At 43.9% G+C, this 15844-nt stretch carries 9 protein-coding genes; all 9 read right to left on the reverse strand.

Going from position 1 to position 15844, the window contains the following annotated elements; genetic code table 11:
• Positions 1-13: 13 nt before the first annotated feature.
• Positions 14-7201: an amino acid adenylation domain-containing protein gene (locus N1I80_RS18680; RefSeq protein ID WP_340739341.1), complete on the reverse strand. Its 7188-nt coding sequence runs from the start codon at positions 7199-7201 to the stop codon at positions 14-16.
• 14 nt (positions 7202-7215) lie between these two features.
• Positions 7216-8157, reverse strand: coding sequence for an isochorismatase family protein (locus tag N1I80_RS18685; protein WP_340739342.1), 942 nt, complete (start codon positions 8155-8157; stop codon positions 7216-7218).
• A 20-nt stretch (positions 8158-8177) separates the two neighbouring features.
• Complete coding sequence (locus N1I80_RS18690) at positions 8178-9806, reverse strand: (2,3-dihydroxybenzoyl)adenylate synthase (protein ID WP_340739343.1); 1629 nt, start codon at positions 9804-9806, stop codon at positions 8178-8180.
• A gap of 5 nt (positions 9807-9811) precedes the next feature.
• Positions 9812-11065, reverse strand: coding sequence for an isochorismate synthase DhbC (gene dhbC / locus N1I80_RS18695; protein WP_340739344.1), 1254 nt, complete (start codon positions 11063-11065; stop codon positions 9812-9814).
• 25 nt (positions 11066-11090) lie between these two features.
• Complete coding sequence (locus N1I80_RS18700) at positions 11091-11876, reverse strand: 2,3-dihydro-2,3-dihydroxybenzoate dehydrogenase (RefSeq protein WP_340739345.1); 786 nt, start codon at positions 11874-11876, stop codon at positions 11091-11093.
• Positions 11877-11927: 51 nt separating this feature from the next.
• Positions 11928-12788, reverse strand: a complete 861-nt coding sequence (locus tag N1I80_RS18705; protein ID WP_445683668.1) for an alpha/beta hydrolase — start codon at positions 12786-12788, stop codon at positions 11928-11930.
• Between the two features lie 120 nt (positions 12789-12908).
• A complete protein-coding gene (locus N1I80_RS18710) occupies positions 12909-13937 on the reverse strand; it encodes an ABC transporter substrate-binding protein (RefSeq protein WP_340739346.1) in 1029 nt (342 codons plus the stop codon).
• A gap of 53 nt (positions 13938-13990) precedes the next feature.
• Complete coding sequence (locus tag N1I80_RS18715; protein WP_340739347.1) at positions 13991-14647, reverse strand: ABC transporter substrate-binding protein; 657 nt, start codon at positions 14645-14647, stop codon at positions 13991-13993.
• Complete coding sequence (locus tag N1I80_RS18720) at positions 14607-15191, reverse strand: helix-turn-helix domain-containing protein (RefSeq protein WP_340739348.1); 585 nt, start codon at positions 15189-15191, stop codon at positions 14607-14609. Before N1I80_RS18720 ends, N1I80_RS18715 begins: the two co-directional genes overlap by 41 nt.
• Positions 15192-15844 lie beyond the last annotated feature (653 nt).

The raw sequence follows: 15844 nt of genomic DNA on the forward strand, positions 1-15844 counted from the left end.
TTCACCTCCTGACTTAAAGTCGAGCTACTGAGCGATGCGTAAACTGTAGCTTGGTCGATAGGATACTACCAATCTCAGCAAGTGGCCCAGGTTGACACAGGTCTTTATGCCGACATGCGATATCATATCGCTCAATCTCCCCATCTATAAACGGTGCCCACATTTCTGGTTCTATCGGATCAAACCAATCAGGTATAATCGTAGAATGGAAAAACAGAAGATCACCGTGGAATCGTTCAGGGACAAATGCACTCAGTATACGAACAGAGTTCTCGTATGTTTTCTTAAGATTCATAATGATGGCTTCATCAAGACTCGCCAATGCGCTACCGTCACTTTGAAGAATTTCAATCGCACCTGCTATATCGAGAGGCTCGTCACCTATTGTTTTAGGATCGTAACCACCCAAAGCAAGTAGCGCCACCAATGCCTCTTCTTCATCTGGTTCACCACGTAAAGGCAAGTAATGGCTTGGGAAAGCATCTAGCATAGCTAGAAAAGATACCTCTTCTCCTTCTTGTTGAAGCTGCACAGCCATAGCTTGCGCTACATTTCCCCCAAGGGACCAACCTAACAATTGATAGGGCCCAGATGGTTGGACCATGCGAATATGCCGAATATAATCTGCCGTCATCTCCTCTAGATTTTCAGGAAATTCTTCGGACTGCGCAATCCCCCTTGCCTGCAAACCATAAATCGGATAATCAAAACTTAAATGCTTCATTAACCCAGCGTAACACCAGCTCAATCCACCTGCAGGATGAATACAAAATAACGGTAATTGTTCACCATGAGTTCTAAGCGGAAGCAATACCTGGAGTGCACTTTGATCCTCCTCCATTTCAAGTCTTTCGCCAAGCGCCGCAACGGTAGGAGCCTCAAAAAGGATACCAATACCTGGTTCATAGCCCATCGCCTCATGGATCCGACTCATCAAGCGAACGGCCAATAGTGAATGTCCCCCTAACTCGAAAAATCCGTCATCAATACCGACGCGTTGTAATCCCAGCACCTCAGCAAATAAATCACAAAGCACTTCCTCTCGCGGAGTTCTTGGCCCTCTTCCGTCAAGGATTGATGAGAAGTCAGGCGCTGGCAACGCCTTACGATCTAACTTGCCATTCGGAGTAAGTGGCAAAATATCCATGCCGATAATAGCGGATGGAACCATGTAATCAGGAAGGATAGAAGCAGCATATTGGCGCAATTCAATCGGTTTAGCACATGCATCGCTGGTAAGAACTACGTAAGCCACAAGGCGTTTGTCTCCCGGCTGATCCTCGCGAACGACTACCCCCACCTGATTTACCTCAGGATGTCGACCAAGTACGGCCTCAATCTCTCCTAGTTCTATACGGTATCCACGAATCTTCACTTGCTGATCAGCACGTCCCAAATAATCCAGCGAGCCATCGCTCAACCTCTTGGCGAGATCTCCTGTACGATACATTCTCATACCAGGAGGACCGTACGGATCAGCAACAAATCGCTCAGCTGTCATGCCTGGTCGCCCCCAATAGCCGCGAGCTAGCCCATTACCTGCGACATACATTTCCCCTGTTACTCCATATGGAACTGGCTGCAATGCATCATCCAATACATATACTTGAAGATCTGAAATAGCACGACCAATGAGGCTATTCCCCCTATTAGATGCACTGGTTCGATTAAGCTCAATATAACTTACATGTACGGTTGTCTCTGTTATTCCATACATGTTAATCAGTCTCGGGGCATTCTCTGAATGGCGCCTATACCAATCATCCAATCGAGATAACTCTAGAGCCTCTCCCCCGAATACTACAAACCGCAATGAGAGCTTCTGCCCCCACTCCGGATTCTCTCGATCCGCTTGCATAAGCTGATAAAATGCTGATGGCGTCTGATTTAGAATTGTCACTCTCTCCTGAACGAGGAGCTGTAAAAACTCTTTCGGCGATCGACTAATCGCATGGGGCACTACGACAAGACGCCCACCGTGTAAAAGGGGCCCCCAGATTTCCCATACCGAGAAGTCAAAAGCGTAAGAATGAAATAAAGTCCATACGTCATCAGAGCCAAAATCGAACCAATGCTTAGTAGAAGTAAAAAGTCGGACAACATTCTGATGAGGGATAACGACCCCTTTAGGTTTTCCTGTTGAACCCGAGGTATAAATCATATACGCCGGGCTAAGTGGAGATAAATGTCCACTTCGGTCACGGTCATTCGGATTGATACAAGAGTATTGTTGCAGTCGCCTCTCAGTATGGGAAGCATCAAGTAGAATTAGAGGAAGACCTATTACACCATTTAGTCTAGAAACTACCATAGTACTCGTAATCAGCATAATCGGCTTTGCATCCTCAACCATATAAGTAAGTCTATCACTCGGATAGTCCGGATCTAGGGGCAAATAGGCTCCCCCAGCTTTCAGTACAGCTAGAATACCTACAACCATCTCCACCGATCTTGGCAATGCCAAAGCTACCATCTGTTCAGGGCCAACCCCCTCTTCAATCAAGAGGTATGCGAGCCGATTCGCTCGAATATTAAGCTCCTCATAGCTAATGACAGTACCTTCAAAAACGAGAGCCGTAGCTTCACCATTCAAAGCTACTTGTGCCTCGAATAGCTCTGCCAGACTGTCTTGTGGCGGTACTTGTGTAGCGGTACTCCACTCCATTAGCATATTCTGACGCTCCTCAACCGCCAAAATGTCAAGCTGACTTATAGGTTTACCTGGCTCATCTACTACAGCTTCCAGTAATCGTAAGAAACGTGCAACCATCACTTCAGCAGTACTATGTTCAAACAAATCTAGGCTAAACTCCAATAATCCTTCCAACCCATTAGGGGCTCCATCCAAGGTACGGTTCTCATTAAACTCCATTGTAAGATCAAATTTAGCTGTACCTACGGGTTCAATCCGAATACTACTTGTCGCACCCGGTAGCTCCAACTTAGCAGCGGGTGTGTTCTGTAGTACTAGCATAACCTGAAAGAGTGGGTGTCTAGCTCTTGACCTAACTGGATTAATAGCCTCAACCAAACGCTCGAAAGGCAATTCCTGATGCTCATACGCAGCAAGGTTCACATCACGAACTCTTGAAAGTAGTTCTCCAAAGCTCGGTTCACCGGACGTATCTGTGCGTAGCACCAACGTATTAATAAACAATCCAACAAGCCCATCAAGTGCATCTTCACTCCGCCCAGCAATTGGACACCCAATGGGGATATCCGTACCTGCACCAAGTCGTGTCAGGAGAACGGCAAGTGTAGACTGCAATACCATATACAAACTTACTCTATTATCACGAGCGAGTTCTAATAGTTGCCCATGGAGTTGTTGATTGATTTGGAAAGGGATAACATCTCCTTGATAGCTTGCCACAGCTGGTCTTGGATAATCCGTTGGCAACTCTAGTTGATCTGGCAAGTTTTTAAGCGTCCTAATCCAGAATTCAAATTGTCTAGCGAGGAGGCTGTCGGAATCATTCTCACTCCCCAGAAGCTGCTGCTGCCAAATCGCATAATCAGCATATTGTACGGGCAGCGGGGACCACGCTGGCACTTCATCATTACAACGAGCAGTGTAGGCTTCGGAAAGATCTCGTGATAATGGCACCAATGACCAACCATCTCCTACAATATGATGAAGTAAAAGTAATAACACATACTCATTCGGACCAAGCAGGAACAATTGTGCACGAAGCGAGGACTCGGTTGATAGATCGAAACTATAACGAACAGCCTCTGCAAGTTCCTCATCTAACTCAGCTCCGCTAATTTCTGTTTGTATTAGTTTAGAACGTGCTTCTTCGGCACTAAGAATATATTGACTTGGCGAACCCAAAGATTCCGGGAATATCGTCCGAAGCGGCTCGTGTCGTCCCACCACATCAGCAAGTGCAACCTCTAAAGCTTTGACGTTCAGCTCTCCAGACAATCGAGCTACAAAAGGAATATTATATGTTGGATTCGGTCCTTCCATTCGATATAGAAACCACAAACGACGTTGGGCAAAGGAAAGCGGTACTAGTTCTGGACGAACAACCGAACTCACGCTCGTCCTTACAACTTGCCCCTGATCCAACACCAATAGCTTGGCAAGAGTCGCAACCGTTGTAGCCTTAAAGAGACTACCTAATCCCAATTCGACTCCAAAAGCATCTTGGATACGGACTATAAGCCTTCCCGCCAACAAGGAATGGCCCCCCAAATGAAAGAAGTCATCATCGATTCCCACTCGGGCAATTCCTAGAACCTCTGCAAACAGATCGCACAGTATCTCCTCTTGTGGAGTTCGCGGACCTCGTCCCATAACGCTAATATTATTTTCTGTTGTAGGCAATGCCTTATAATCTATCTTCTTATTTGGAGTTAAAGGCATTTCAGATAACTCAACAAATAGAGATGGAATCATATAATCAGGCAATTCATGTTCGATAAAGCAGCGAAGTTCAGATAAATCCACAATAGCCGAAGAATCTAATACCACATAAGCGACTAAACGCTTCTCTCCGGGAATATCTTCCCTAGCAATCACCGTGACTTGCTTAACCGATGGATGCCGTGAAAGCGTAGATATGACTTCACCTAACTCAATCCGGTAGCCTCGTATCTTAATCTGTTGATCGGATCGCCCTACATAATCGATTGAACCATCTACATGATGCCTAGCAAGATCTCCAGTACGATACATGCGCGTACCGGCGGGGCCGAATGGGTTAGCAACGAAACGTTCTGCTGTTAGCTCTGGTCGATGTAAATATCCCCGTGCCAAGCCGGCCCCTGCTATATATAATTCTCCTACTACTCCTGGAGGTACTGGCTGAAGCGCTTTATCTAGTATATACACTTGCGTATTCCAAATCGGCTCACCGATGGAAGGCTTTAATGTGCGCTCCTCACCAAGTAGCGCCGCAGTTGAATAAATGGTCGTTTCTGTTGGTCCATATTGATTGTTCACCTGACATCCCAGCTCTTGTAAAGCTAGCTTAAGACCAATGGGAAGCATCTCTCCACCAGTAATGATTTGAAGAGGGTAATCGAATTTAGCCGGCTTGCTTGCAACTAGTTCTTGCCATAAAGTAGGTGTCGCCTGTATTATGGTTATACCAGTCTCCCTAATTCTCTTCGCCAATGCAAATGGATCTAAAATCGTATCCTTCAAGACAATATCCACGCTTGCTCCAGTTGTCAAAGGGAGATATATTTCAAGAACTGATATGTCGAATGCAATTGTAGTAACCGAAAGCATCCTATCTTTTTCACTCAATTGAAATCGCTCTTGCATTGAAAAGAGCAAATTAGTTGAACTTCCGTGTGTAACTACTACTCCTTTGGGCTTACCCGTCGATCCAGAGGTATAGATCACGTAGGCTGGGTTAAGCAGCGATAAGCGGTCTATACGATCAGTATCAATGGGATTATGATTGCTATATTTCATCAGCCTTTCCATTGTTACCGACTCATCTAGAACAAGCGTAGTTGCAGTATAGGAATTCGACAATCTAGGTTTAACCAAGCTATCCGTAATAAGTAACATCGGTTCCGCGTCTTCCAGCATATAAATAATTCGAGTACTCGGATAATCTGGATCAATGGGTAAATATGCTGCCCCTGCCTTATGTACAGCTAGGATTGCAACCACCATTTCTACAGAACGTGATAATACGAGCGCAACGATCCCCTCTGGCCCCACACCATTAGCAATTAACAGATGAGCAAGTCGGTTCGCTCGATCGTTCAGCTCGGCATAGCTGAATGTTTCTCCATTTTGAACTATGGCTATGGCATTAGGAGTTTGTATCACTTGCTCTTCAAACATGATAGATAGATTTACCTCTGGCACCTTATGGGCTGTTTTATTCCACTCTGTTAACACTTGCTGTCGTTCCTCGCTGAGAAGATAATCTATCCGAGAGATTGGTTGGTCAAGTTCAAAGGCTCCGAACTTGTTCAAAAGACTAAGAAAGCGTTGATGATGGTCCGCTAACTCATCGGCTTCATAAATTGCGGGATTACCATCAAAGTCGATTCTCAACCCGCTGCCATCAGATCTGTTATATATGTTAATTAATAAGTCATCTACCGGTCCCGCAGATAGATTGTGGATCGTTCCACGATTACCGTCAAAGCTGATATCATAGTCAAACGGCATCACATTAATAGCAGGACCAAATAGTCTTTGCCGATCTCCTAATAGCTTCAAGTCACGACGCAGATCCTGTTGCCGATAACCCTGGTGCCGCTTTATTATCCGGATTTCTTGTGTGATTTGTTGCAGAAGCTCAGACAAACTAGTATCCGAGCTTATCGTCAAACGAAGCGGTAGCAAATTCATAACCATGCCGGGAATGCGTAGTGATGAAGATTCCAAACGGCACATCATAGGGAAGCCTAAGATAACTTCATCTGCCCCGGTCAACCGATGTACATAAGTCGCCGTAGCTGCGATTACAACCTCAGACCAACTTGTCCCAGTCTGATTTGCCAGTGCATGCAGACTATCCATAGTAGCTGGTGTAAGCTGAGCAGACTGACGCAAAAAGCTTCTCGAGGTCCTCGATACTCTCTCACCCAGACTAACCACTTCAGGTTCATCCGCAAAGCGCGAAGACCAGAATTTCTTATCCAGTTCAATCTGCTCCGATATACGATATTCCGAATCTTCTTCTAAAATAGAAGAGAAGGGACCAAAGCCACCCCCAACAATTGAATGATTCCTTACAATGGATGTATATAATTGGGCTACCCTTCGTGCTATAAGGGAGAATCCATAACCATCAATTACTATATGATGAATCCGTTGATACCAATAGAATTGATCAGGAGCTATTTTAAACAGAGCTTCCGTAAATAAGGAATCACTTTTTAGATCAATCGGTTTACTCATGTCTTCCTTCATCCAAGATTCCGCTACTCCTCGGGGATTCTCCTGCATACTCACATCTAATATACTCATCTGCCAGTTGGAAGATGGGTCCATTATCTGCCAGGGTCCATCTGAGTCTTCTCCGAATCGAAGATGCAATGCCTCTGCCTCCATCACAGCCTGCCTCACCGCAGCCTCGAATGATTCAGGATCAATGGGGCCATGAATTTCAATAAATTCGCCCGTATTGAAGATCGGATTATCAGGGTCGAGCTGTTGAGCGAACCAAATACCAGACTGTGCCCCCGTCAAAGGTAAGCGAAAATTCGTACCATTAGACATAATCATCCCCTCCTTCATCCTGTAAAATAGTCTAGGTTTGGCAGAGCTTGCTTCTTCTGCGCTGAAATCAGTTCCCACCAATGGGCAAGGGACGGATGCTCAGCCAACTCTACAAAAGTAATTTCAACGCCGCTCCGGCGCCACCTTTCAACAAGAGTCATAATCCTTACTGAATCAAGCCCCCATATGTTGATAAGATTGTCTTGTTCCCCAATATCCAATGGGTGCACCTGAATTAGCATTGCCACATCTTCACGTATGGATTGCTGTGTCAGTGTATACGCATTATCTGACTGAGCAATATGAACTGACGATCCCTCTCCATTTAACTCTTCAATCAGTTGCTGAGTAGACATGGTCACTGCACATCGCTCAGCTGCATAAGTTATAGCCATTTTGTGCTTCTCCAATGAGAAGTCTGCTACTGCATCCGTAACGAAGAACGGTTGAATATCCTGCATGAATGCTTCACAGGAAGTTAATAAGCAGCCTATGTGCGCGTAAATTCCACATACTAACAGTTGATTTCTGCCACGCTGCTTCATTAATTCCAACAGATCAGTCTTTTGAAATGCACTATATCTCCACTTAGTCAAAACAATGTCCTCATCGCTCGGCAAGAGTTCTTCTATAATTTGTTTCTGATAAGGACCATCGTTAATGCCCGGTCCCCAAAAGTCCTGCAACAAACCACGTTGTTCAGTAGACTGCCCTCCAGGCTGAACCGAGTAGACTACAGGTATACCAAGCTTGGCACAATTAGCCTTGAGCATACGAATATTCGCCAGCAATTCCACAATAGGCGATTCCTTGAGATTGAACGCATCCAGGAAGTACTGCTGCATGTCATGAATAAGTAATACGGCTCGCTTCGGATTGATAGTCCACTCGACCTTGCTTGTTAGCAAGCCCGATTCCACAGGCATTGGATATGGTAATATAGTAGGAATAGCCATGTTATCTCCTCATTTCAATGTTATGATTGGACTTTTGCAAGGCTGCATAGCTTCTCGCTTATTAATTCACGAAGTACTTTCTTACTTACCTTTCCTACTCTCGTCTTCGGAAAAGTATTAGTAAACTCCACACGATCCGGAATCTTGTATACCGCCAACCCTCGTTCTCTTAAAAAAGCTTTGATTTCAGCAGATGTAAGGGACGATTCATGTGGAATAATGAATGCACACGTACGCTCTCCAAGAAATTCATCCGGCATCGCAACGACTGCTACATCATGCACACCGGGATGAGCAAGGATGTGATTCTCTAACTCCTCAGCGGCCACTTTGTCTCCACCACGGTTAATCTGATCCTTATCTCGTCCCTCTACAACAAGATTCCCCATTGGTCCCAGACTAGCTAGATCTCCTGTACGATAAAAACCATCTGTTGTGAACGATTTGGTGTTATGTTCCTCAGCCTTATAATATCCACGAATCGTATAGGGTCCACGAGTTTGAAGATGGCCTACTTGCCCCGACTCAACTTCGCAGTCATCCTCGTCCACCAGTCGAATCTCATCATAGGGTGACATCGGTCTGCCCTGTGTATTAATAATGACTTCCTCGGGATCATCAAGCCGAGTATAATTAACAAGCCCTTCTGCCATCCCAAAAACCTGCTGAAGTTTACATCCTAGCGTTGGACTTATCCTTCTTGCTACCTCTGCATTAAACTTCGCCCCGCCAACCTGGAGTACCTGAAGATAGGAAAAATCAGGGCATCTTGATGTTGCTGCATCAAGCCATATCAGGGCAAGCGGTGGTACAACCGCTGTAATCGTAACTTGCTCCAATTGAATCAATGGAAACACTTCATCTGGACTTGCTCCACGCGCAAGTACTACTTTACCTCCAGCATATATCGTGCCGAGTATCCCCGGTGAACTAAGCGGATAATTATGAGCAATAGGAAGTACAGCAAGATATACGCTATTCTCATCTAGAAGGCATATTTCAGCACTTAGGCGGAGACTATAAATGTAGTCGTCATGCGTCCGAGGAATCAGCTTTGGTAATCCTGTAGTTCCACCAGATAACTGAAGAAATGCTACATCACTTGCACTCGGCTCCTTCAGCTCGCTTATAGGTTCTCTGTATAGGTCACTCAGTGCGGTATATTGTCCAGCGTCACCGACCACAATCACATGTTGCAAAGTCGGGACTTTCGCTGTAACTTGAGAAGCGAGCTCCAGATAATCGAATCCGGAGTCCACATCTGGAATAATATAAGCAACCGCATGAGATAACTCGGATATATAAGTAATTTCACTCATTCGATGCAACGGTAAGGCAAAGACAGGCAATGCCCCTAAGCGAAACAATGCAAAACAAACTTCTATGAACTCCGGGATATTTGGAAGTTGGACAATGACTCGATCATACGACTTGATCCCCAAGGCAGTAAGCCCCGCTGCCAACCGATCCACCCTTGCATCAAGCTCCGCATAACTCAGCCGGTAATCACCACTCACAATAACAATGCGCTCCCCATAGGAAGCCGCGCGTTGTCTTAACATCTTTCCAAATGTTTCTCCTTGCCAGCATCCTTCATTACGATACTGCTCTGCAAATTCTTTAGGCCATGTTGGGCATCCTGACAACATATAAGTTATCCCTCCCCAGTCACTTCTGATGGTTGCCTCAATCCCAATGCTCGAAACATCGTGCCTAACTTGGCAGATGTCTCTGCAAGTTCTTCCTCTCCACTCGAGCCACTTACAATACCCGCCCCTGCAAATAGACGAAGCGTACGATTCTCTACCTCTGCACAACGAATAGTAACTGCCCATTCACCATTGCCACTCGAGTCACACCAACCGACCAGCCCCGTGAAAAAGCCGCGTTCAAATGGCTCGATCTCCTTAATGACCTCTCTTGCCAGGTCAGTAGGTGTCCCGCAGACAGCAGGAGTAGGATGTAGCGCCATCGCAAGCTCAAGAACCGAAGTTCGAATATCTTCAAGCTCTCCGTTAATTTCAGTTGATAGATGCCACATCGTATTCGTCTGTGCAAGCGAGGGTTCGGATGGAACTTCTAGCGTTTTACAATATGGACTTAGCGCAGCAACGACGGCTTCCACAACTACAGCATGCTCGTGTCTATCCTTTGTTGAAGCTAGCAATGTAGCGGCTCGTCGCTCGTCCTCCATAGGATCATCACTTCGAGCTGCAGAACCCGCCAATGGGTTTGCCTTAATCCTTATTCCCTCCTTTGTTACGAGCAACTCGGGACTCGCACCAATCAATGTAAGTGGCCCATCATTCATGGATAATAGACCTTCCGAAGACTCGTCCACTTCTACTTTGGACAGATTCATGCCAAACGTATAACCATGAGGATTATGCCGAGCCAAGTTTCTCAGTAGATGATGCGTATCTACTACTGTGGGCAAATTAATATGGAGAGAGCGAGATAGAACAACCTTTTGAAGATCTCCACGAGCAAGGCGTACTAAAACCTGATTCACGCTCTCTATATACTCAGCCGGTTCTGGCACCTCGTGTATCTTATAGACAGATGCCACGGGTTCATCTACCCGAATTTCGGAGTTCATACTTAATGGACCTGCCCACTCAATTGTCTTAGGTACTACAAGCTCTGCTGGAACCATACAATCAAATGGGATTGCACCTACAATAACCGATTGATTATGTCCTGCACTCTTAAGCTCAGCGAAACATTTTGCAACACGCTGGGGTAGACTTACCAATCTATCAGGCTCACCCGGTGCTATCAGTCTAGTATATTCACCTCGTGCAAGTAGAGTTTGTTTAGGCGAAGACCAAAAAAAAGATGATCCCGCTCGGTAATTTTCAAGTAGTTTTGCTGCTAATTCTGAAGGTACTGCTTCATATTTCAGCATTTTCTTCGTCATCTCCTTTCAATAGTTAACCTCCCAAAGTGGCGCCTCCATCAATGCATAAGTCATGCATCGTAATATGCCTCGCCTGATCAGAAACTAGATAGACTACTGCATCGGCGATGTCCGAGGACGTCGCTAGTTTGCCAAGGGGTATACCTACACGATACGACTCGCTAGAACCTCCGATGACATCCTCTGCCCTATCCTCACCTTCCCATAATACTCGCTGCATAGCTGTATCCGTCGAACCGGGTGAAACTACATTACAGCGAATATTATTATGAGCTTGTTCCAACCCCATACATTTAGTGAACATCGTCGACGCAGCCTTCGAAGCTGCATAAGCAGCCATATGCATACGCGGTACTCGAGTGGCGTTGGATCCTACTGTCACAATGGCACCTATTTTACGTGGAGCCATACGCTTAATAACTGAGCGAGATACATAAAACACACCATTAGTATTCACATTGAAAGTTGCAATCCAATCTTCATCAGATAATGATTCAATTGAACCGGGCTTCAGAATGCCTGCAACGTTCACAAGAATTTCTATAGGCCCCAGCTCCTCTTCAATTCGCTCCACAATTTCGTCAACTGCAAAACTGTCACTTACGTCAACTGCATATTCCGCCGCATGAAGATTTTCACTTTTCAAGTCGCACACTAGCTCCTTCAGTCTTTCAGCATTCAAATCTACCGCCGCTACAATCGCCCCTAGTTCGGCCAAGTGCCTAGCAACAGTTTCTCCAATCCCCTGGGCTGCTCCAGTGACCAAAGCTACTTTCCCTCCTATTCCCGTAACTCGCAATTCTCCACCACCTTCTTTTCTCCAAATGTTATTAAACGGGAAATTTAAAGTTTACTTTTCCGGTTTAAGGGCAAAGCGCAAAGCCCTACTGATTAATACCGGCAATACCGATGTGTGCCCCTCCCCCTCAAACTCCGCAAACTTTACATTTACTCCCCGATTTGATTGAGCAGCTAGTCTATCTGATAGCTTTTTTGCATGATCATAATTACGGGAGACATGTTGCTTCTCCAATTCTCCCATTCCAATTAATAGTTCAGCGTTGATGTGGCTCCGTTCCAAACAAGAGATAAATTTCTGCTCTGCTTCAAACATTATTTTCTTGTTCCAATGGATGGATGGACTGCCTGCAATATAGCTCTGAAAGGCACTAGGCTTAGTAAACAGGACATATAATGCGAAAAGACCTCCAAGTGAATGTCCAAAAATCGCTTGTCTACTTTTATTGATATTAAACTCACTTTCAATTTGCGGCTTTAGCTCCTCTTCGATGAATGTTAGAAATGCGGCTGCTCCACCCTGTTTAGGCAAAAGGGTCCCATCAGACGTATGACTAAACTCGGTTGTAGGAATTGAAGTAAAGTCATAATAGCGATCTGGCGCAAAAGGAAGATTTGTTTGATAACCGATGCCTACGATAACCGCAGGTACAACTCCCGTCTTATCGGGTCGATGGCACTGCATGCGTAATGCCTCTACCATCGTCGCAAATACAGAATTACCATCCAGTAAATAAATGACTGGATATCCGGTAGGAGGTGCAGCTATAGAAGGTACATGAACTATAATTTGATATTTTCGTTTCTCTGCGCTTGATTGCATCTCCCATTGCTCCGCATTGGGAACTTTCACAATACTACGCTCAATATTTCCCCTCGTAACCTCATCTTTGTTTTTTATATAAAACCCCACAATAAATAGCACCATCCTATCTTTCCAACAAAAAATCTTCCATTAAAAGCTACAGGTTAACGTCTTATTTTCAACGTAGTTTTGCCCAATTTTAATGAAAGATCCTTAGATTATTTATAATTATTCAGTCAATACCTTGACAGTGTCATCAATTATTTTCCCATAAGCGATAAGACCGCTCCCTAGCCAATATGCACTGTCCATCTCATAAACATGTCCTTGTTTTACTGCTGGGATCGCTTGCCAAATGGCACTCTTCTCCATCTCTGCTAGTCGCTCAGTACCTTGGCCATATGCATTAATCACAAATATATAATCCACACCAAGCTCTGGGAGTACTTCCGTTGAAATCTCATAACTATTCTCATTATCCGTTAGATGAGACATCTCAATCCCCAGCTGTTTGTTTACTACATGTCCACTTAAATAATTGCCACCCATCAAACTAACACCTTTGGCTGCAAATCGAATAATTGCAACCTTCTTTCCCTCTGCTGATATTGCCAGCTTCTCCTTTGCATCAAGTACTTTTTGCTCGTAAGCCTGTAATGCAGCAGTTGCTTCATCAGTTTTCCCAAGTAACTCCCCAACTTTTTCTAGAGTCTTTTCTATATCCCCAGCAGCATTTTTAAACACAAAGGTTGGAGCAATTTTCGAATACTTCTCATAACCTCCATTTGCTGCATAACTTTCAGTGTGCAGGATAATTAAATCAGGATTCAAGTCCATTAACACCTCCGGCGAGGGTTGCCCTCCCGAGAAGTCAATCTTCAGAACATCTTTCAATTCCTCCTGCAAATACTCATGCCCCATATCACCGTTTGCCCATTGAGCTACTGGTTTTACTCCCAGCTTAAGCAGTGAATCTTCAAGATAAGGAGCAAAAACCCTCTCAGGTGCTGTTGGAATTTCAACTTCATTGCCAAGGTCATCCTTTAAAGTAAGTACATCAATCTGGCTTTCAACTTGTTCCTCCTCTATAGAAGCGGTAGCTGTTGTTGATAAAGTACCTTGCTGCTCAGATGTTTCTGAGGCACCACCATCATTAGAACCACAGGCAACTAGTAAACTTCCTACAATCACCAAGCACAATAAAAGGATCATTCTCTTTCTAATCACTGCACTGGGTCTTTTTTCTATTCTAAACATCATTCTTCTCCTCCTCTGAGAATCATTCTCAATAGGATTATATATCATGTCACTTAGAGTTCACCATGGACGTTTTCCAGAAATGCATTTGGACAATTTCCTGTGAATAGTAGTAACGCTTCATCTAACATTCGAATAATCGAAACTGCAGAGTATTCAAACCAAGGGTCCGATAAAATATGATATGTTTTTCTGCTTCTTACAGCTTTCAACTGACGCCACTCCACTGAATGCTGTAACGCTAACCAGTATGCCCGTGATAAAGCTTCGGGGCAAACGACCAGTAAAATCCGATCAGGATCAAGCTTTGTCAATTGCTCTATATTAGATGGCTCATTTCCTCGATAAACTGCTTCTAGTTTTAGATCCTGATATAAAACGTCCTCTAATCCCCGATTCCAATACATATGAATGTTTTGTCCATGGATACGCACCACTAAGATTTTGTCATCTCCAAGCGCACTTCCTATTTGTTCCCTAGCTGACTGGACCTTGAATTCATATCGTTCTATCCACTGCTCTGCCCTATCCTCCCTTTCCAGAAATCGTGCAACCATCTTCAATTGCTCTTTCCAACTAATGTGCTCTGCCGGAACAAAGAATGAGGGGGCAATCCTATTTATTTTTTTCTTCTCCGAAGGACAGACCTGATCCGTTCCGATAATCGCATCAGGACGAGCTTGCCTTAATTTTTTGTAAATTCGCTTCACATTTCAAGTTGGTATTAAGATGATTTAGCTTTAAATGCGATTTTATCTGCGTACTATATACGTTATAATAATAGGGAGTCCACTTCGGATCTAAAGGCGCTGCAATCGGTATGATGTCTAAAGCAAGCAATTGTCCCATAGCAGCTGTGGTACTTACAGCAAGACGTTTTCTTGAATTTTTAACGAACTCAGACGGTGACATACCAACCTCCTTTTTAAACTTTCTACTGAAGTAATACTCATCGCTATACCCTACCTTCAAAGCGATATCTCGAAATAAAATATCAGTTTGCGCCAAGTAACGCTTCGCCTGATTAATTCGAAGATCTGTTAAATAGTTCATTACATTCTGCCCAAATGTTTTCTTGAAAAGATCTCCAAAGTATTTCGGACTAATATCCGCCATTTCTGCCAGTTGTCTAATGGAGAGAGGTTCGCTGTAGTTCTGATCAATAAATTCTCTAATTTCAATTAAACTTTTCTTCGAAGCCTGCTCCAACTTACTTGAACATTTTTCGATTTGTAATCCCTTTTCTGGAAGCATAAACATCCTCCTATTTTTATAAGTGAGGCAATTTCATAATGCGTTAAACCAAAGCCTACGCCATTCTAGCGGCTGAAACCGTTCCTGTGGAAAGTGTTCACCTGTAACAGGAATAGAAATTGTTCGTATTATAAATTTAATAGTTCTATTATGAAATTGATTTAATTCTATAAATATCGGACTCTCTAAATATCCCATACTGATAATGATTATCAATATCATTTATAAAGTTAGCATAGACTATTTTATTCCATCAATCAAATTTTAAAAATTCAATCGAAACCCTTTTAACGTTAAATTTATTCTAAAAAATACATAAGCCTCCCCGTTAGTAAACACAGGAAGGCTCATGTATAGGTATCATCGGACATTGGACTACCACCATCAAATCAATTTCAGAAGTGCATCGCGAATAATTAGTCTACCAGTCTCCTTTCAGCATGCCATATTTTTAACACAGTGGGTTTAGTGGTTTTTGCATAAATCGCCTTGCATGAAGCATGTTGTACAACAACCTTAATATATCATATTTTTAATACATTGAGTATTACGAAAAAACATTATAAATCTCATGTTTTTCAGTCATTTAAAGACCTCAAAAAGGGATAATCTTTGCCAAAACACAAAGATTTGATAAAAATCGATAAATTAAG

The sequence above is a fragment of the Sporosarcina sp. FSL K6-3457 genome, from assembly GCF_038007285.1.
In the GTDB taxonomy this organism is placed as follows: domain Bacteria; phylum Bacillota; class Bacilli; order Bacillales_A; family Planococcaceae; genus Sporosarcina.

Excerpts from the sequence above, each read along its gene's own strand:
- N1I80_RS18685 (WP_340739342.1), bottom strand. The coding sequence starts at position 8,157 with ATGGCTATTCCTACTATATTACCATATCCAATGCCTGTGGAATCGGGC.
- N1I80_RS18680 (WP_340739341.1), bottom strand. The coding sequence starts at position 7,201 with ATGTCTAATGGTACGAATTTTCGCTTACCTTTGACGGGGGCACAGTCT.
- N1I80_RS18710 (WP_340739346.1), bottom strand. The coding sequence starts at position 13,937 with ATGTTTAGAATAGAAAAAAGACCCAGTGCAGTGATTAGAAAGAGAATG.
- dhbC (WP_340739344.1), bottom strand. The coding sequence starts at position 11,065 with ATGCTGAAATATGAAGCAGTACCTTCAGAATTAGCAGCAAAACTACTT.
- N1I80_RS18690 (WP_340739343.1), bottom strand. The coding sequence starts at position 9,806 with ATGTTGTCAGGATGCCCAACATGGCCTAAAGAATTTGCAGAGCAGTAT.
- N1I80_RS18720 (WP_340739348.1), bottom strand. The coding sequence starts at position 15,191 with ATGCTTCCAGAAAAGGGATTACAAATCGAAAAATGTTCAAGTAAGTTG.